The sequence below is a fragment of the Pseudomonas panipatensis genome (assembly GCF_900099785.1).
Lineage (GTDB): Bacteria > Pseudomonadota > Gammaproteobacteria > Pseudomonadales > Pseudomonadaceae > Pseudomonas > Pseudomonas panipatensis.
In genome coordinates, this window is sequence record NZ_FNDS01000001.1 from 39,289 (window position 1) to 56,415 (window position 17,127).

Annotated in this window: 16 protein-coding genes and 2 pseudogenes; 10 read left to right on the forward strand and 8 right to left on the reverse strand. The window is 65.3% G+C overall.

The window, feature by feature from the left end; translation table 11 throughout:
- Window positions 1-48: 48 nt before the first annotated feature.
- Window positions 49-441, reverse strand: coding sequence for a hypothetical protein (locus BLQ74_RS00185; RefSeq protein ID WP_244507123.1), 393 nt, complete (start codon window positions 439-441; stop codon window positions 49-51).
- Between the two features lie 185 nt (window positions 442-626).
- Between BLQ74_RS00185 and BLQ74_RS28010 the strand changes: the two are divergent.
- Window positions 627-725: pseudogene (locus BLQ74_RS28010) on the forward strand (integrase); the annotation flags it as partial.
- Between the two features lie 21 nt (window positions 726-746).
- Here BLQ74_RS28010 and BLQ74_RS00190 read toward each other — a convergent pair.
- The 3 genes from BLQ74_RS00190 to BLQ74_RS00200 all read right to left on the reverse strand — a co-directional run bounded on the left by BLQ74_RS00190 (window position 747) and on the right by BLQ74_RS00200 (window position 3,846).
- Window positions 747-1,409 (reverse strand): dihydrofolate reductase family protein, encoded by a 663-nt coding sequence (locus tag BLQ74_RS00190; protein ID WP_090259592.1) that lies wholly within the window; start codon window positions 1,407-1,409, stop codon window positions 747-749.
- Window positions 1,410-1,837: 428 nt separating this feature from the next.
- On the reverse strand, window positions 1,838-3,187 hold the full coding sequence (locus tag BLQ74_RS00195; protein WP_090259595.1) for an ATP-binding protein: 1,350 nt from the start codon (window positions 3,185-3,187) through the stop codon (window positions 1,838-1,840).
- On the reverse strand, window positions 3,184-3,846 hold the full coding sequence (locus BLQ74_RS00200; RefSeq protein WP_090259597.1) for a response regulator: 663 nt from the start codon (window positions 3,844-3,846) through the stop codon (window positions 3,184-3,186). Before BLQ74_RS00200 ends, BLQ74_RS00195 begins: the two co-directional genes overlap by 4 nt.
- Before the next feature lie 206 nt (window positions 3,847-4,052).
- On the opposite strand from BLQ74_RS00200, the gene BLQ74_RS00205 reads away from it, so the two are divergent.
- From BLQ74_RS00205 to map, 7 genes and pseudogenes are all read left to right on the forward strand, one after another.
- Complete coding sequence (locus tag BLQ74_RS00205; protein ID WP_090259599.1) at window positions 4,053-5,420, forward strand: TolC family protein; 1,368 nt, start codon at window positions 4,053-4,055, stop codon at window positions 5,418-5,420.
- Entirely contained in the window at window positions 5,417-6,472 is a 1,056-nt protein-coding gene (locus BLQ74_RS00210) for an efflux RND transporter periplasmic adaptor subunit (protein WP_090259601.1), read from the forward strand. Before BLQ74_RS00205 ends, BLQ74_RS00210 begins: the two co-directional genes overlap by 4 nt.
- Before the next feature lie 21 nt (window positions 6,473-6,493).
- Entirely contained in the window at window positions 6,494-9,631 is a 3,138-nt protein-coding gene (locus BLQ74_RS00215) for an efflux RND transporter permease subunit (protein WP_090259604.1), read from the forward strand.
- A 139-nt stretch (window positions 9,632-9,770) separates the two neighbouring features.
- A pseudogene (locus BLQ74_RS27610) lies at window positions 9,771-10,148 on the forward strand (S-(hydroxymethyl)glutathione dehydrogenase); the annotation flags it as partial.
- Between the two features lie 67 nt (window positions 10,149-10,215).
- Window positions 10,216-10,794 carry an S-(hydroxymethyl)glutathione synthase gene (gene gfa, locus BLQ74_RS00220; protein WP_090259606.1) on the forward strand — a complete coding sequence of 193 codons (579 nt, stop codon included), beginning with the start codon at window positions 10,216-10,218 and terminating at the stop codon, window positions 10,792-10,794.
- A gap of 410 nt (window positions 10,795-11,204) precedes the next feature.
- Window positions 11,205-11,471: a ParD-like family protein gene (locus tag BLQ74_RS00225; protein ID WP_090259607.1), complete on the forward strand. Its 267-nt coding sequence runs from the start codon at window positions 11,205-11,207 to the stop codon at window positions 11,469-11,471.
- A complete protein-coding gene (gene map, locus BLQ74_RS00230) occupies window positions 11,468-12,265 on the forward strand; it encodes a type I methionyl aminopeptidase (protein WP_090259609.1) in 798 nt (265 codons plus the stop codon). Before BLQ74_RS00225 ends, map begins: the two co-directional genes overlap by 4 nt.
- Window positions 12,266-12,278: 13 nt before the next feature.
- Here the strand turns inward: map and BLQ74_RS00235 are convergent, their stop codons facing one another.
- Window positions 12,279-13,202, reverse strand: coding sequence for a LysR family transcriptional regulator (locus tag BLQ74_RS00235; protein ID WP_090259611.1), 924 nt, complete (start codon window positions 13,200-13,202; stop codon window positions 12,279-12,281).
- Between the two features lie 165 nt (window positions 13,203-13,367).
- Between BLQ74_RS00235 and BLQ74_RS00240 the strand changes: the two genes are divergently transcribed.
- Window positions 13,368-13,766 (forward strand): RidA family protein, encoded by a 399-nt coding sequence (locus BLQ74_RS00240; protein WP_090259614.1) that lies wholly within the window; start codon window positions 13,368-13,370, stop codon window positions 13,764-13,766.
- A 62-nt stretch (window positions 13,767-13,828) separates the two neighbouring features.
- On the opposite strand, the gene BLQ74_RS27360 is transcribed toward BLQ74_RS00240, so the two are convergent.
- The gene (locus tag BLQ74_RS27360) at window positions 13,829-13,981 is read right to left on the reverse strand and encodes a hypothetical protein (protein ID WP_170842747.1); all 153 of its coding nucleotides are present in this window, start codon (window positions 13,979-13,981) and stop codon (window positions 13,829-13,831) included.
- 170 nt (window positions 13,982-14,151) lie between these two features.
- On the reverse strand, window positions 14,152-14,949 hold the full coding sequence (locus BLQ74_RS00250; RefSeq protein WP_090259618.1) for a class I SAM-dependent methyltransferase: 798 nt from the start codon (window positions 14,947-14,949) through the stop codon (window positions 14,152-14,154).
- Window positions 14,950-15,260: 311 nt separating this feature from the next.
- Here BLQ74_RS00250 and BLQ74_RS00255 point away from each other — a divergent pair, with 311 nt between their 5' ends.
- Window positions 15,261-15,950 (forward strand): GNAT family N-acetyltransferase, encoded by a 690-nt coding sequence (locus BLQ74_RS00255; RefSeq protein WP_090259620.1) that lies wholly within the window; start codon window positions 15,261-15,263, stop codon window positions 15,948-15,950.
- 465 nt (window positions 15,951-16,415) lie between these two features.
- On the opposite strand, the gene BLQ74_RS00260 is transcribed toward BLQ74_RS00255, so the two are convergent.
- Window positions 16,416-16,919: a GNAT family N-acetyltransferase gene (locus BLQ74_RS00260; protein WP_090259622.1), complete on the reverse strand. Its 504-nt coding sequence runs from the start codon at window positions 16,917-16,919 to the stop codon at window positions 16,416-16,418.
- Window positions 16,920-17,127: the final 208 nt, after the last annotated feature.

Below are 17,127 nucleotides of genomic sequence, written 5' to 3' on the forward strand. Positions count from 1 at the left end.
GGCGCGACAAGACTGTGCGTCCGGAGGTCCGGGCGCACGGAAGGTGGATCAATCGTTGAAGCGGACGAAACGCAGGCGTGCCGGTGGAAGCCGGGGCGGCGGCAAATGCAGGGCGAGCGCGCCGAAGCGCGAGGGGATGACAACGGGCAGCAGGAGGATGGGGAGTATCAGCAGTACGACCCAGGCAACCTGGTCGAGCGAGACGTGGCCGGGCGAGACACTCAAGGCGACCGAGCTGTCCTCGCAGTGCTGCAGGCAACCGGTGGCATGGAGACGGTGCGATTGGTCGTGCGCGGCGGTGCTCAGGCTGGCGTGCGAACCTGCCGCATCATGCTGCGGATAGGAGAGGCATCCATGGCTCGCGGCCACCCCGAATGCCAGCACCCACAGCGCCAGGGCCATGCGAAGCAGCACGCGTTGGTGGATACGGAACCAGAGCATTCAATCAGTCCGGCGAAAAATTCGGATTAACCCTAGCGCCCGCAGCATCGCGGCTGTTGATCCACATCAAGCAAAGCACCTGGCTTCGTCGCAGTCTAGTTGGCGGAGAAGTCCACTTCAGGTCGGTTCGCGACCGTGTATCGAGACCGATCCACCCTTGTCCCCCTCAACGCGGAGGACAAGCCATGAACATCACTGCTGCCCACAGCCATCAGTCTTGGAATAGGGGAAAGCTCGTCGGGCAGAAAGCCCTGCTCCGGCTCAGCGCTATTTGGCCTGTCAGGACGTCGGCCTTCAGCGAATGCTCAGGCGCCCGTGCCCCCCTGGCGCCGCAGCACGACATGGGTGGCCTTCTCCGACGCTACGAACTCGCCGCATGCGTATCCCAGGGCCCGCAGGTCGATCCCTTCGAGCAGCGATTCTCCGCGGCCGAGCAGGACCGGCGAGATCGCGATGTGCAGCTCGTCGATGAGGCCCTCGCGAAGATACTGGCGGATGGTGTCCGGCCCGCCGCCAATCCGCACGTCCTTGCCTGCGGCGGCCTCGCGTGCGCGGTCGAGCGCCTCGCGTATGCCGCCGGTCACGAAGTGGAAGGTCGTGCCGCCGTCCATCTCGAGGGAGGGACGCCCGTGATGGGTCAGGATGAAGACCGGAACCCGATAGGGCGGATTGTCTCCCCACCAGCCTTTCCAGCGTGTGTCCGGCCACTCCCCGCGAATGGGGCCGAACATGTTCCGCCCGAGAATCCAGGCCCCGACGTTCTGAAAGCCACGGGCGGCGAAATCATCGTCAATCCCGGTCGTACCCTCGTCCTTGCCGAACAGGGACCGCTGGAAGGTGCGTGTCGGGATCAGCCACTGGTGCAGCTCCGTCCCGCCAACGCCGAGCGGATTGTCGATGTCCTGATCCGGTCCTGCCCCGTATCCGTCGAGCGAAAGGGTGAAGCCTGCAACGCGAACCCGTGCCATCGTTTGCCTCCGTTTGGACATGCTTGTCGGCAGTGGCAGGGCGCGTGCTTTGGTTCTACGGCGAGACCTTCCGAGCTGCCTCGATACCAGGGTCACTGTAGTGGACGTTCAGGGAAGCGGAAATTGCTTGTCGATGGCCGGCTTGGAGGAGGCTGGAGGCAACGTTCAGCGGCCGCTGGGAGTCGGCAGAAACTGGCCATCAGTGGCCTTTCGCAGCGTTGATTGGACATCTGTGCGACGACATCCCAGCAACGCGCTGCTTGGACGGCAACGGCGGGAGCGTGGCCGCAGCGAGGGCGGAGAGAAATGGACCAAGGCATCCGGTTGCTTCCCACCTAGGAACAGGTCATGGCCAGCGACCGGGCGCCTGACAAGCTCCTTGCCCGCTGCGCTTGCGGTCGGGCCGGGCGGGTTCATCCGCCCTGTGCTCAGGTTTTGCCGTCGAGCCGAGCGCTCGCGACCGCCGGGAAGTGCACGCGCACCTGCAAACCGCGCCCATCGGCTCCTGGCCCGAATGACAACCGCGCCCCATGCCGCTCGGCGATCCTTGCCACGATGGACAGCCCCAACCCGCTGCCCTGGGCAGACTTCTGGCCGGCTCCGCGATAGAAACGCTCCAGTACCCGCGCTCGCTCCGCTTCGGGAATCCCGGGGCCGTCGTCGGTGACTTCGAGAATCGCCCCATCGCCTTCCCGGCGTACCGCCAGATCGATGGTGCCGCCCGGTGAATGGCGGATGGCGTTGTCGACCAGATTGTTGAGCAGGATTCGCAAGGCCTCGGGATCACCCCGAACGCAGGCGTCGTCCTGACTGCTCAGGCCGAGGTCGATTGCCTTTGCCTCGGCCTGGTGGATCTGGTCCGCGATCACCGACTTGCACAGGCCCAACAGCGGCACCGGCTGCCAGGGGCCGTCCTGTGCCTGCGGCTCCAGGCGGGCCAGCGTGAGGAGTTGCTGCGACAGGTGCGCCAGCCGGGTGACGCCGGCCTGCAACTGAGCGAGCGTGGAGCGGCGCTCGCCCTCGCTTTCGGCGCGCCGGGCCAGGTCGGCTTGTAGGCTCAGGGCCATGATCGGCGTGCGCAGCTCGTGCGCGGCATCGGCGATGAAGTCCTTCTGTTGGGTGAAGGCCTGATCCAGCCGCTTGAGCAAGGAGTTGAGCTCGGCCACCAGAGGCCTGACTTCCCTGGGAAGATCGATGTCCGCGATCGGCACCAGGCTGCTGGCGTTACGCTGCGCAAGCTCGGCGACGATCCTGTGCAGTGGTTTGAGCCCGTAGCCGATGCCGAACCAGAGGAACAATGCCAGTAGCGGCAACAGCGACAGGACCGGCCAGAGCAGGTGCACCGCCAGCCCGGCCAATGCCTCCCAGCGTGCATCCTGGGCCTGGGCCACGCGAATCAGGCGGTCGCCGCGCTGCTCGACGAAGGTATGCCAGGTCTGTTCGCGATAGGGCACGTCGCTGAGCCCCGGCGACGAGGGGGCTGGCAGCTGCAGGGCCGGGTCCGAGCTGTAGTGCAACTGCCCGTGGCCATCCCAGATCTGCAGCAGCACCTCGTCGGCCTTGTCCTCGTCAGCCGTGCTGAGCCGGCTATTGCGCTCATCGAAGGAAACCTGCTCGCCCGCCAGGCTCACGTGCCTGGCGATGTAGCGCATCTGGTCGTTGAGCAGGTCGTCCAGTTCGAGGAGCGCGCCCCAGTAGGTGCCGACGCTGGCCAGGGCTCCGGCGGCGAAGGTCGCCGGCAGCAACCACAGGAGCAAGCGTCGACGCAGCGAGTTCATTGGTCTTCTCCGATGTGATAGCCCACCCCGCGTACCGAGCGAATCACCTCCGCACCGAGTTTCTTGCGCAAGTTGAAGATATGCACCTGCACGGCGTTGCTGCCCACTTCCTCCCCCCAGCCGTAGAGGCGATCCTCCAGCTGCTCGCGGGACAGGATGCGTTCGGGGCCCTGCATGAGCACCTGCAGCAAGGCGAACTCCTTGGCCGAAACCGTCACCGGCTGGCCCCGCAGCCATAGCAGGTGGCCGGCCGGGTCCATGCGCAATGGCCCGACGTTCAGCTCGCTCTGTGCGCGCCCGGCCTGGCGCCGGCTGACCGCTCGCATGCGCGCCAGCAGCTCCTCCATGGCAAACGGCTTCACCAGGTAGTCGTCGGCGCCGCAGTCCAGGCCCGCCACGCGATCGGGCAAGGTATCGCGCGCGGTGATGATGATCACCGGCAGCGCCGTTTCGCTGCGGCGAATGCGCCGCAGGACCTCCATACCATCGCTTCGCGGCAGGCCCAGATCCAGCAACAGCAGGGCGTATTCGGTGGTTTCCAGGGCCAGCAGGGCAGACTTGCCGTCCTGTACCCAGTCCACGCTGTATCCCTCCTTGCGCAGCCCCTGCTGGAGGCCCTCGCCAATCATTGCGTCGTCTTCGGCCAGTAACAGGCGCATACCTTCCTCCGGGAAGCTCAAGACATCAGAACCAGCGTGTGCCCGGCTATCAGGCGGGTTTCGCAGCCAGGGCTGGCACTGCGCGCATGTTCGCACGGCGATTTTTAAGATGGTTTTAAGCCAGCGTTTTCTACCGTCCGCATGCCCCGTGGAATGCCCCGCGCCCATCCGCACGACTTTCGAAGACACCGGCCAGCGTGACAAGCATGCAGAAAATTCTACTCTTCGGCCTGGTCTTGCTGGCCGGCTGCGCGACCTACCACCCGGAGCCCCTTGCCCCGGCACAGATGCTTGCCGCCTATGAAACACGCGACCTGAACGATCCGCGCTTGCGCGAATACGTCACGGCCCACTCCGGCTCGCCCTCGTCTGTCTGGACAGCGGACCAGCTAACTCTCGCCGCGTTCTACTACAGCTCGGAACTGGATGCCGCGCGCGCCCACTACTCGGCCAGCAGGGCCGCCGTCGAGAGCGCTGGCGAGCGGCCCAATCCGACGCTGACCCTGCCGCTGCAGTACACCGCTGCGGCGAGCAAACCCTGGACTTATGGCCTGGCCCTGGATATCCCCATCGAAACCGCCGGCAAGCGTGGCTACCGGATCGTCCAGGCGCAGCAGCTCTCCAGCGCGGCGCAACTGGCGATCGGGCAGACCGCCTGGCAGATCCGCGGCCGCCTGCGCGCCGCCTTGCTCGACCTTTTCGCCAGCCGCAAGCGCGAGGACATCCTGCAACGACAGCTGGCCGTGCAGCAGGAACTGCTGGGCATGTTCGAGCAGCGTGTCCGGCGCGGGGAAACCGCAGCGGCGGACGCGCTTCAGCAACGCATGGCGCTGCAACGAACCGAGAGCGACCTGGCCGCCGCGCGTCAGGCCGGCCTGGACGCGCGCAGCCGGGCCGCCGCCGCCATCGGCATTCCATTGCCCGCGCTGGAAGCCATCACGCCCGACCTGAGTGCCTTCGCGCGCGCAGCGCCGGCGATTCCGTCCGGCCGCGCGAGGCGCGAGGCCATTCTCAATCGCGGCGACCTGCTCGCGGCGCTGAACGAGTACGAAGCGAGCCAGGCCGCCCTGCAACTGGAAGTCGCCCGGCAGTACCCGGACCTCTCGCTCGGTATGGGCTACTCCTTCGACCAGGGCGCCGAGAAATACAGCCTCACGCCCGGAGTCGTCAGCCTTCCCCTGTTCAGCCACAACCAGGGCGCCATCGCCCAGGCCGAGGCACATCGCAAGGAAGCCGCGGCCAAGGTGGAGACACTGCAGGAACAGGCGATCAATGACACCACTGCCGCCCTGCGCGATTTCGACGCGGCCAGGCAACGGCTGAGCCTGCTCGACCAGCTCCAGGACAGCCAGGCAGCGGCGCTCGACGCCAACCGCCGCGCCTTCGCCAGCGGCGAAATGGATCGCGTGGCCCTCCGACAGTCTGATCTGGCCGCCAGCCTCGACGCCCTCGCGCGCCTGGACGCGCAGGTTCAGGTGCAGCAAACCCTTCTGCAGTTGGAGAACGCCCTGCAACGGCCGTTGCAGGGCGCCAACACCTCACCGCCCATCGCCCTGGATGACCGCCAACCGTGAAACGACGTCCCGTTCTGCTGCCCCTGCTGATCACCGGCGCGGCTGCGAGCGCAGCCGCACTGGCCGCCTGGCTCTATCTGCAACCGCTGCAGCCGCCGGCGCCAGCAGGGGTTGCCCCCACGTGGCTGACCAACGAGGCCGGTCTCACGCTGGTCACACTGGACCCGGCGACCCTGGCGCGGACCGGTATCCAGACCGCCACGATCGCAGCGACCCGCCATCGGGCCGAAGGCCTCGCCTATGGCAGCGTGCCGGACATCCAGTCGCTCACCGACCTGAGCAACCGCTACCGCGTCGCCCAGGGCGAGGTCGCGGTGGCCCAGGCCACTGCCACGGCCTCGAACCAGGAACTGCAGCGCAGCCGCGCGCTGGCGCGCGATGCCGGCAATGTCTCGCAGAAAAGCCTGCAGGCAGCGGAGGCGACGGCCACCGCCGATCAGGCCCGGGTGGAGAGTGCGCGAAGCAACCTTCAGGCGCTGCGCGCCAGCCTTTCGCAGCAGTTCGGCGAACGCCTGGCGCAACTGGTGGCGGCACAGCCGTCGGCCGAGCTGAGCCGCCTGCTGAACCACCAGGACAGCTTGCTGCGGATCGCTATCCCGGCGCTGGACAAGGACACGCCGCCCGCGCGGATCAGCGTCGAAGACGAATCCCGGCACCCTGTGGCGGCCGAGCTGCTCGCGCCCGCCCCACAGAGCGATCCGAACCTGGCCGGGCCGGTCTACCTGTACCGCAGCGCGGTGCCGCTGCCGTTCGGCGCCCGCTTGCTGGCTCACCTGCCGACGGTGCAACCCACGCTGGAGGGGGTGCTGATCCCCCAGAGCGCGGTGCTCTGGTTCGGCGGAATGCCCTGGGCCTACGTGCAGGTCGAGGCCGGGCGCTTCGTGCGTCGGCCCTTGAACGACGCGATTGCGGTGCCGGAGGGCTACTTCGTCGGTAGTGGCTTCAAGGCCGGCGAACCGCTGGTCGTGCGTGGCGCGCAGTTGTTGCTCTCGGAGGAGCAACGCCCGCAGATCGCCGCCTCCGCCTGCAAAGACCCCGAATGTGACGACTGACACGCCCGTGGCGAGAAAACCATGCTGAATTCCGTCATTCGTTTCGCCATTCGCCTGCGCGGCGTGGTGATCGCCCTCGCTTGCCTGTTGGCCGGCTACGGTCTCTACAGCCTGACCCAGGCCCGCGAGGATGTGTTCCCCGAGTTCGCCCCGCCCCAGGCGGTGATCCAGACCGAGGCCCCCGGCTTGACCTCGGAACAGGTGGAGGCGCTGGTCAGCCAGCCGGTCGAGAACGCCATGGCCGGCACCCTGGGCCTGGCCAGCCTGCGCTCGAAGTCCCTGCAGGGGCTGTCCCTGGTGACGCTCACTTTCAAGGACGGCACCGACCTCTACCAGGCCCGGCAACTCACCGCCGAGCGGCTTGCCACACTGGCCAGTAGCCTGCCACGCGAGGCCAGGGCACCGACGCTACTGCCACTGACTTCTTCCACCAGCGTCGCCCTGGTTGCCGCCCTGACCTCGCAACAACGCTCGCTGATGGATCTGCACACGCTGGCGGAGTGGACAGTGCGTCCGCAGTTGCTGCGCGTACCGGGCGTGGCCGATGTGATCGTGTTCGGCGGCGAGGCGCGGCAACTGCAGATTCATGTGCAGCCCGAGCGCCTGGTGCGATACGGCCTGTCGCTGCAGGACGTGCTCAGTGCGGCCCAGCGGGCGACAGGCGTGCGCGGCGGCGGCTTCATCGAGAGCGCCAACCAGCGCATCGTCCTGAGCAGCGAGGGACAGACGCTGCGTCCCGAGCAACTGGCCCAGGTCGTGCTGCGTTACCAGAACGGCCAGCCGCTGCGCCTGGGCGATGTCGCCAGCGTCGAGATCGGCCCGGGGCCGGCGGTGGGTGCGGCGGCGGTGGATGGCACGCCGGCGGTGTCGCTGATGGTCGAGAGCCAGTACGGCGTCGACATGATGAGCGTGTCCAACGGGGTCGAGCGGGCCCTGGCGGCACTGAAGCCGCAACTGCTTCGCGAGAAGGTCGAATTGCACGCCGACGTGTTCCGCCCGGCCAGTTTCATCGAAAGCGCCATGGGGCATCTGCGCAACGCCCTGCTGCTCGGTGGCGCGCTGGTGATAGCGGTGCTTTTCCTGTTCCTGCTCGACGCGCGCACGGCGATCATTTCCGCCACCGCCATTCCCCTCTCGCTGCTCGCCGCGGTGATTCTCCTGCAGCGCTTCGGCGTCAGCCTCAACACCATGACCCTCGGCGGCCTGGCCATCGCCCTGGGCGAAGTGGTGGACGATGCCGTGGTGGATGTCGAGAACATCTTCCGCCGCCTGCGCCAGAACCAGGCGCTCGCCAACCCGCGCTTGGCCGCCAGCGTCGTGCTCGGCGCGTCCCTGGAGGTCCGTGGCGCGGTGGTCTACGCCACGCTGATCGTCGCCGTGGCCTTCCTCCCGGTGCTGAGCCTGAGCGGCATCGCCGGCAAGCTCTTCGCCCCGCTCGGCATCGCCTACATCCTGGCTATCCTGGCGTCCTTGCTGGTGGCTCTGACCGTGACGCCGGCCCTGGCCTTCCTGCTGCTGACCCAACGCCCGCTGCGGGATGCCGAGCCGGCGCTGCTCAGCCGCCTGAAGGCCCGCTATCTGGCGCTGCTGGCCAGGATCGAGTCGCACCATCGCGGCATTCTCGCGGGCGTCGCGCTGCTCTGTGGCATCGCCATCGCCAGCCTGCCGTTCATGAACGGCAACTTCATTCCGCAACTCAACGAAGGCCATTACCTGGTGCATATGGCCCTGGCTCCTGGATCGTCCCTGCCGGAGTCCATGCGCGTGGGCCAGCAACTGAGCAGGGCGCTCGACGCCGTGCCCGGCGTGCGCCTGGTCTCGCAGCGCGCCGGACGGGCCAGCGAGGTCGTCGATCCGACCGGGGTCAACATCAGCGAATTCGAAGTGGACCTGAGGCGTGGCTCGCCCGCCGAGCAGCGCCAGGCGCTGCTCGGCATCCAACAGGTTCTGTCGAGCTTCCCTGGCATCACCGCCTCGGTGAACACCTTCCTCGCCGAGCGCATCGACGAGAGCATTTCCGGCGTCACGGCCCCCGTGGTGATCAACGTCTTCGGCCCCGACCTCGACGTGATCGAGCACAAGGCCAATGAAATCGCCATGCTGGTCGGCTCGATCCCCGGCGCCATCGGCGTGCGGGTGGAGGCCGCGCAGTATGCCCCGCAACTGACCCTGCGCCTGATCCCGGAGCAACTGACGCGCTATGGCTTCGCGCCGCTGGATGTACTGGAGGCCATCCAGGCGGCCTACGAAGGCGTCAACGTCGCCCAGGTGTACGAAGGCAACCAGGCCTACGACGTCAATCTGTCCTTGACGCCGACGGCGCGCCAGGACGTGGCGCGGATCGCCGACCTACCGCTGCGCAGTCCGGCCGGTATCACGCTGCCGCTCGGGCAACTGGCGCAAATCGGCCAGACCAGCAGCCGCTACCAGATCATGCACAGTGACGGCCAGCGCCTGCAGACGGTGTCCTCTGCCGTGCGCGGTCGCGCGGTGAGCGACTTCGTCGCCGAGGCGCGGCAGCGCATCGCCGACCAGGTCAAGTTGCCCGACGGCGTCTATGTGCTGTTCGCCGGCGAAGACCAGGCCCGCAGCCAGTCGGAAAACGATCTGTTGGTGTACAGCCTGCTCGCCACCCTGGGGGTCATGCTCCTGCTGTTCCTGGCCCTGAAGAACACCCGCGCGCTGTTGCTGGTGCTGATCAACCTGCCCTTCGCCCTGGTCGGCGGGGTGCTCACGGTGCTGGTCAGCGGCGGCGACCTGTCGCTCGGCTCGCTGGTAGGGTTCGTCACCCTGTTCGGCATCACCCTGCGCAACTCCATCATGCTGGTCTCGCATTATCAGCACCTGGTCGACGAAGAGGGCCTGACCTGGAGCGCGGAGGCCGCGCGCCGCGGTGCCGCCGAGCGCTTGCTGCCGATTCTCATGACCGCCGTGGTCACCGCCCTCGGCCTGCTGCCCCTGGCACTGGCCAGCGGCGCCGCCGGTAACGAGATCGAAGGGCCGATGGCGCTGGTGATCCTCGGCGGACTGGTCACCTCGACGGCGCTCAACCTGTTGGTGCTGCCGACCCTGGCGTTGCACTTCGGGCGCTTCGCCAGGAAGACGCAAGTGTTCTCGGAACCAGGCTCCGGCCCATCGGCAGGACTGCCCTTCGAGTGACACCGTCGGCATACAGAAGCCGAACTGCAGCACCCAGTCGACGCTAACCACTGGCCAGGAGCACACACCGCCGGCTAGGCGGCCTTCCCGGGTAGGGGCCAGCCTCTTGCGCCACCCCAGGCACGTTCGAGCTGGGGCGGTCCGCCAGGGACTCATCGAGATGAGCGGAAGGGGGCGAGCACAGGTTCGAGTGCGGCGGCAACGTCAATCTCATGCGTGCCGCCCTGAAATTCGCCTATCGTGGTTGAGGGCAGTCGATCGTTTTCGGCGATGCCGGTGCCGGCACGGCGCTATCTGCCATCCCTTCCAGCGGGTCACCGGCCGCCGCTGGCAGGGCGTGGCCTGCGGCGGCGTCGAAGGATGCGTCCGCTTGCCGGGCCTGCTGGAGGACCCGGTGAGAGGCCAGATCGATCTCGTCCCCTTCGTCAAACGCACCATGGGCCTCGAAGACATCAACAAGACCTTCGAGCTGATGCGCGAAGGCAAGTCCATCCGCACCGTCATCCATATCGACTGACAGGGTTTCCGGCGCGGCATGTCGCTGCGCGCTCCCTGCCGGATCGAACGCGAGGAGGATCTATCACATGAGCGCGATTCACATTCATCCATCAGTGGACAACGGCATCCGCCCGGAGCGGCCCGGCTTCAGCGGAGGGACACTCCAATGCCTGTGTGCGACCGATAAGGTGGAAGTCGCGGTCGCAGCCCAGACGCTCCACAACCATGCCTGCGGCTGCACCAAGTGCTGGAAGCCCGAGGGGGCGACCTTCGCGGTAATCGCGGTGGTGCCGCGCGACAAGGTCAGCGTGGTGGCCCACCCCGAAAAGCTGCATATCGTCGACCAGAGCGCCGTCATCCAGCGGCACGCCTGCCGCGAATGCGGTGCGCACCTGTTCGGCCGCATCGAGAACAAAGGGCACGCCTTCTACGGCCTCGATTTCGTCCATACCGAACTTTCCCCGCAGGAAGGCTGGTCGGCACCGGGCTTCGCCGCCTTTGTCTCGTCGGTCATCGAGAGTGGCACCCCGCCTTCGCAGATGGAGTCGATTCGCAAGCGCCTGCGCGAACTCCATCTGGAGCCCTATGACTGCCTGTCGCCGCCCCTGATGGACGCCCTGGCCACCCATGCCGCCAAGCAGAAAGGTACTTACCGCGACGCCTGACAGACCCCGCCGACCGCCGAAGTGAGAAAGGAACCGGGACCGCGTGGCACATCACGCCCGCTCCGGCGGTTGGCAGGACGTCTATGCATACCCCGCCGGCGTCCAGGGAAGCCATGAACGTCGGTGTCTACGCACCCGGGAGGCGCTGTGCAAGAACTCGGCGTGAGGTGTCCTGCGCCAGGAAATCACAAGGCAAATGCGCCATCTTCCGCTGCACATATTGCGGTTGCGCGTTCCTGCTGCGCCTGTTCGCCATGCGGCGACTTCAGTTGCATCCACAGCCAATAGCGGGCGGTCAACAAGCCACGACCGAAAGTTCAGAGCCCTAAACCTGCCGCTCGCATATGTGTTGTCGACGACCGATCCATATTTATTATACGATACGTATATGTTTCATATAGGATCGAGCGATGGGCATTCTGAAAATCTCTGACGCGATGCATGAGAACCTGCGTCTCTCCAGTAGCGCACTGAGCCGCTCCATCAACGCACAGGCGGAGCACTGGTTGCGGCTCGGCATGCTTACCGAGCTCTACCCCGATCTCAACCACAGCCAGATATGCCGACTTCTGATACGTGCTGAAGAAGCCGGTGGGCTGAGTTTGAGCCGGGTCTGCGAGCTCGCGGACGAGTCCTCGGCTTCCCGCCCGAACGCTGCGGCGGGACACGCATCATGAAACGGCATGTACCCATCCACAGTGCGGCTGATATCGCCCGCTCCAAAGTGGCGGCTGGCCTGGCGGCCGATGTGCTGGCGATGATTGCTGAGCATGTCAAACCTGGCATTACCACGGAGCGGCTTGACCAGATCTGCCACGACTACATCGTTCACGTTCAGAAGGCGATTCCCGGCAACGTTGGCTATCAGGGTTACCCGAAAACCGTGCTCACATCGATCAATGATGTGGTTTGCCATGGCATCCCTTCGCCCACTGAGCTCAAGGACGGAGATATCGTCAACATCGATGTCGCCGTGGTTAAAGACGGTTGGTATGGCGACACCAGCCGTATGTATGTCGTTGGCCAAACCAGCGCAGAAGCATTGCGGCTTGTGCAAACGACATACGAAGCGCTGTGTGCTGGCATTCGCGCAGTTCGGCCTGGTGCGAACGTGGGCGATATCGGTCGCGCCATTGAGCGGGTAGCCGCCCGCGAAGGTTATAGCGTGGTTCGAGACTTCTGCGGACATGGCATCGGCAAGGTCTATCACGATGAGCCGCAGATTCTGCATTACGGCAGTCCGGGCCAGGGCATGAAGCTGAAGGCCGGAATGATCTTTACCATTGAGCCGATGCTGAACGCTGGCAAACACCAGGTTAAGACCTTGGCTGATGGCTGGACGGTAAAGACCAGGGATCAATCATTGTCAGCACAATGGGAGCACATGGTGGCGGTAACGCCCGCGGGATTCGAAGTGCTGAGCACCTGGCCCGATTCGGTCGATGGATATCTGCCGATTACCCCGGGTTAACGGGGGAGAACCCCTACAGCGGCGGCTTGGCTACCGGCGCATGTCGCGCCATCAACCCCACGATCCAGTCAATGAATACCCGCAGCTTGGCGCTGACATGGCGATTGGGCGGGAAAGCGAGGTAGAGCGGCATGCTCTCCATGGTCCAGTCGCCGAACAGCTCCACCAGTTCCCCGCGCGCCACAGCGTCAACTGCCATGTAGCGCGGCAGCCTGAGTATGCCCATGCCTGCGATCCCGGCGGCCAGGTAGGCGTTGCCGTCGTCCACCGTGAGCACCGGGCGGCCATGCACCTGCACGGTTTCGTCATCCTTGTTCATCACGTAGGAAAGCGGCTTGCCGGTGCGCGCCCAGAGATAGCCGACGATGCGTTGCTGGCTGTTCTCCAGGTCGCGCGGGTGCAGCGGCACGCCGGCGCGTTGCAGGTAGGCCGGCGCTGCGAATATGCCCATTGGCAGGTCGCCTACGTGTCGGGCCATCAAAGACTGGTCGCTGAGTTCGCCGCCGCGCACCACGCAGTCGACGTTCTCGTCGATCAGGTCGACCATGCGGTCGCTGACGCCCATGTCGATCTGGATGTCCGGATAGCGCTCGTGGAAGTCGGGTAGGGCGGGGATCAGCAACAGGCGCGCCAACGGGCTGGGCACGTCGACCCGCAGCCGCCCGCGAGGTACGGCGGCGGCGCTGGAGAGGCTGGTCTCGGCGTCGTCCATGTCCGCCAGCAGACGCACCACGCGTTCATAGTAGGCAGCGCCATCAGCGGTGAGGTTGAGCTTGCGGGTGGTGCGATTGAGCAGGCGTACACGTAACCGCGTTTCCAGTTGCTGGATCAACTGGGTCACGCTGGCGCGGCTCATGTGCAGGGTATTGGCGGCCTTGGTGAAACTGCCGGTTTCCACCACGCGAGTGAAGGCTTGCATCGCATCGAAACGGTCCATGGTGGCTCCGGCAGGGTCACGAAAGGGGGGCAGCGAATCGAGGGTATTGTTTGAATTCTACAAACAATGCTGACCAGTATTGCCCAATTATCGCCGTCGCTGCGTGCCGTAACCTGCCTCCATCGTTGAAGCCGGGGCCGCTGCGCCCCTTGATGGAGCAAGTCGATGAGTACCCGTGACGTGGTTTTCCCCTCCGGCCGCCAAGCCCTCTATGAGCGCAACCGCTATTCCCCGGCGATCCGCAGCAACGGCCTGTTGTTCGTCTCCGGACAGGTCGGGAGTCGCGAAGACGGCTCGCCGGAACCCGAGCTGGAAGCCCAGGTGCGCCGCGCCTTCGACAACCTCAATGCAATCCTCGCCAGCGCCGGTTGCACTTTCGATGACGTGATCGACGTGACGGTGTTCCTGGTCAACCCCGAGCAGACCTTCGAGCGCATCTGGCAGATTGTCCCGGAGTACTGGGGCGAAGCCCCGCATCCCACGCTGACCGGCATCGGCGTCACCTGGCTGTACGGCTTTGACTTCGAGATCAAGGTGATCGCCAAGCTGCCGGAGGAAAGCTAATCATTGGCCATCTGCTCGCGCAGCCAGCGATCCCCCGGCCGGCTAGCATGGCGCGTATACCCTCAGCGCGACGCCGCCGTCGTCGCCGCCACGTAGTCGTCGCGGATGTACTTGAGCGCTTCCAGGGCGTCGTCCTGGAAGCGCTCGTGGGACAGGTCCAGGGTGAATCGCACACGGCCTTCGCGCAGATCGTCCAGCGAGTGCTGCTGCGTCACGTAGGCATCGCCCCCTCTCTGAGGGAAGCCCAATTGTAAGTCCGCTCCTGGCCGGTTTCTGCCCGTCAAGATCGGCCAGGATCGGTCCGTCAGATTATCGGTCGATCAGCCCCTACCGAGCGCTGTTGATCCAGCGATGTGGCGTGTGCTGCTCGGGCCAGCGGCTAGTGCTATTTCTTCGTTGCCCGGGTCATCAAGTAGTGCTGACGCACCCTATTGTTCTCAAAGTAACCTGCGACGAAGCTGTCGAGCTCCGCCCTGAAGGCCGCGAGCTTGGCCGGTTCATCCCTCAAAGCAGCAACCAGTTTCACCACTGGGCCGAGGGTTTCCTCTATGCCTTTGCGATAGTGCTGTGGACTCAACGCAGGAAACACCATGACTGAGCGATCGAACACGATGTCCGTCACGGCATCGCCGAGCCGCTGGCGAATGATGTTTGGGTCTCCCCACAGCGGAGGCGCGGCTGCGCCTGGCGGTGGAGGAACGAACTTGGCGACCAGCGCGAACATCTGCCCCACGTAGTGTTCCGGCGGCCAGGTGGAAAACGCCAGCGTGCCGCCCGGCTTGAGTACGCGCAGCATCTCGGCAGTGGTGACGTCCGGCCTTGGCGCAAACATGTGGCCGAACTGGCTGATCACCACATCGAACGTCGAGTCCCCGTAGGGCATGGCCTCGACATCGCCCTCCGTGAATTCAATCTCGACGCCGGCAAGGGCGGCATGCTGCCTGCCGTGCTCGATCAACACGGGCGAAAGGTCCAGCGCGCAGACCTTCGCGCCCATGCGCGCCGCCGTCAGCGCCACCACGCCGGTGCCGCAGCCGACATCGAGCACCCGCTGGTTCGCGCGTATGCACGCGTGCTTGACGAGTTCCGCCGCCGTCGTCGTGGTAACGGCTTCGAGCGGCGCGAAGAGCGACCATCCCTCGCGCTGGATGGCCTTGAGCTGGGCAAACGGATCGTTTGACACGGCGAACTCCTTCCTGCGGCGGCGATTGAGGAAACGATTGGATTGTTTACCTCTGGACGCGGCTCGTCAAAAAACGAAACGCTATTTCCCGACCTCGCGCCCTGCTTCGATCCCGGAACGTTCGGGTGTCATGTCCGCGTCGGGTCGCACGTGCACGTCAACGATCGATTTATTCAGCGCGCCGTGATGAGGGGGTGTCCCTCTGGCTGGACGCGCCTATGCGAGTGCGGCGGGAACGCTCGATGCTCACGGGCGTTACAATGGCGCCAGCACCGATTCCCCGGATCGGGCACGCCCGGAGCCAGCTTCAGATGTTCACCCTTGTAACCCTGGACACATCGCCGCCTGAATCCCTGAAGAGTCAGGTTCTACACATGGTGGTGGACTACTTCAGCGACATCAGTCCGGTGTCGCTGACCCCTAGCAATCCGCTCTATCAGTTGTATCAGTACGTGATTGGCTATGAGGTGCATCTGTATCTGCAGGCCATGAACGGCTCTCTGGAGAGCACCGCGCGGTTGATCCTGGCCCTGGATGATGAAGACCCCTCCCAGGTGCTGGGTTTTGCCCTGTACCTGCCGAGCCAGGATGATGCCGAGGCCTGCACGCTGGCCTATATGGCCGTCAAAGCCAGCCACCGCCGCCGCGGTATTGCCCGGGCTCTGTTGCAGCGGATGGTCGAGCATCGGCCCCACGTCGAACTGGCCTGCGCGGCGAGCAAGGTGCCGATCTTCGAGTCGATGGGGTTTCAGTTACTGGCGGCGCAGGGGCCGCACGTGCTGCTGAACACCCGCGATCATCGCTCGGACGGCCTGGTGGCAGTGCAGGATCTGGCCCCGATATTCCAATCCAAGGAAGTCCGGCAGATCCACGCCTACCTGGTGAAGCAGCACGGCAAGAAGGCCATGGGCGAGGCCGAGAACAAACGCGACCGCCTGCTCGATCAGATGGCCCGTCAGGCTCAGGCATTGGTGGAAGAGCGCTTTCCTACGATTCACTGACGGCCAGAGGGGACAGGCTTCTTCCTGCTGTAAACGTCCGTCCCGGCCAGGCGCGGACATAGGGACGATGCAGGTTTCCCAACGACGACTGACGGCCGCTCCATCATTGGCCAGCGCATTTCCTGAGTAAGTTCTCGAACTCACCTGGCGCGTTGCAGAACTCACTCAAAGCAAAGCTCACTGACCGACTATCAGCGATCCAACGGGTACAGGCAGCTCTATGGGCATGTCGTCGATAGCCAGCCAAGCGCAAGGGCTGCGAGAGAAGCTCGCTCGATGGCAAATAGCGTGGATGCGATGGCGCAAGGAGCGTTCCTTAAGATACAAGCAGTGGCCGCGTCCCGCCCTCCGCTTCAGGCCGCCGTCAGCCGCCCACGCTGGCAGAGAACGGCCAAGAACACCCAGCCCCATGCGCCTGGAGATTCAACTCCGCTCGCCAAGACCGCACGCGCCTTTCCGGCTCGCTCAATGGCTCGCCGGGGTCACCAGGAAGTTCAGTAGCTGCGGATCGTCATCGATCTCGATGGCGCTGGCCGGCCGCGGCAGCTCGTCCAGTACCGCGCGCCAGAACGCCAGGGCCGTTGCGTCCTCTTGGTAGCAGCGCACCAGCCAGGGGCTTTCTCCACTCGTCAGTACCTGCGTGGCCAGGGCGCGGCCGATGCCTAGTCGGCGGTATTTCTTGAGGATGAACAGGTCCGCCAGTTCCAGGGCGTCGAGCCCCGGCAGTTCGCTGCGTTCGATCAGCAGGAAGCCGGCGATGAAGCCGTCGACCAGGATCAGGTTGGCGCTCCACTGCGGCTCCTGCCAATAGCGCTGCAGGTGGGCCTCGTGGATGTAGAAGCGGCCGTCGATCTCGACGTCTTCCTGCTCCCAGTCCGACGACTCGTAGGCATAGAACTGGTACAGGTTGCGGATCAGCTCGGCCTGCTCCGGGCCGGTTTGCAATAGCTCGACCGTGGCGTCGTTCATGGGCGTGGCTCGCCTGCGATGCGCTGGCGGAAGGCGTCGGGAGTCGAAGGCATGGCTATCTCGCGGCAGAAGGAGGGGCGGCACGGCTGCCGTTCGGGGCTTGCCGGTTGGCGTGGCGGTATTTTTGACAAAACGCCGGGCCAATGCCATCGGCAAAGACCGGATGCCGGCTACATTTTCAGAGCGGTGGTTCTGCGTGGGGTTGCGC

Coding starts and splice junctions, on each gene's coding strand:
- BLQ74_RS00185 (WP_244507123.1), bottom strand. CDS start 441: ATGCTCTGGTTCCGTATCCACCAACGCGTGCTGCTTCGCATGGCCCTG.
- BLQ74_RS00190 (WP_090259592.1), bottom strand. CDS start 1,409: ATGGCACGGGTTCGCGTTGCAGGCTTCACCCTTTCGCTCGACGGATAC.
- BLQ74_RS00195 (WP_090259595.1), bottom strand. CDS start 3,187: ATGAACTCGCTGCGTCGACGCTTGCTCCTGTGGTTGCTGCCGGCGACC.
- BLQ74_RS00200 (WP_090259597.1), bottom strand. CDS start 3,846: ATGCGCCTGTTACTGGCCGAAGACGACGCAATGATTGGCGAGGGCCTC.
- BLQ74_RS00205 (WP_090259599.1), top strand. CDS start 4,053: ATGCAGAAAATTCTACTCTTCGGCCTGGTCTTGCTGGCCGGCTGCGCG.
- BLQ74_RS00215 (WP_090259604.1), top strand. CDS start 6,494: ATGCTGAATTCCGTCATTCGTTTCGCCATTCGCCTGCGCGGCGTGGTG.
- gfa (WP_090259606.1), top strand. CDS start 10,216: ATGAGCGCGATTCACATTCATCCATCAGTGGACAACGGCATCCGCCCG.
- BLQ74_RS00225 (WP_090259607.1), top strand. CDS start 11,205: ATGGGCATTCTGAAAATCTCTGACGCGATGCATGAGAACCTGCGTCTC.
- map (WP_090259609.1), top strand. CDS start 11,468: ATGAAACGGCATGTACCCATCCACAGTGCGGCTGATATCGCCCGCTCC.
- BLQ74_RS00235 (WP_090259611.1), bottom strand. CDS start 13,202: ATGGACCGTTTCGATGCGATGCAAGCCTTCACTCGCGTGGTGGAAACC.
- BLQ74_RS00240 (WP_090259614.1), top strand. CDS start 13,368: ATGAGTACCCGTGACGTGGTTTTCCCCTCCGGCCGCCAAGCCCTCTAT.
- BLQ74_RS00255 (WP_090259620.1), top strand. CDS start 15,261: ATGTTCACCCTTGTAACCCTGGACACATCGCCGCCTGAATCCCTGAAG.
- BLQ74_RS00260 (WP_090259622.1), bottom strand. CDS start 16,919: ATGAACGACGCCACGGTCGAGCTATTGCAAACCGGCCCGGAGCAGGCC.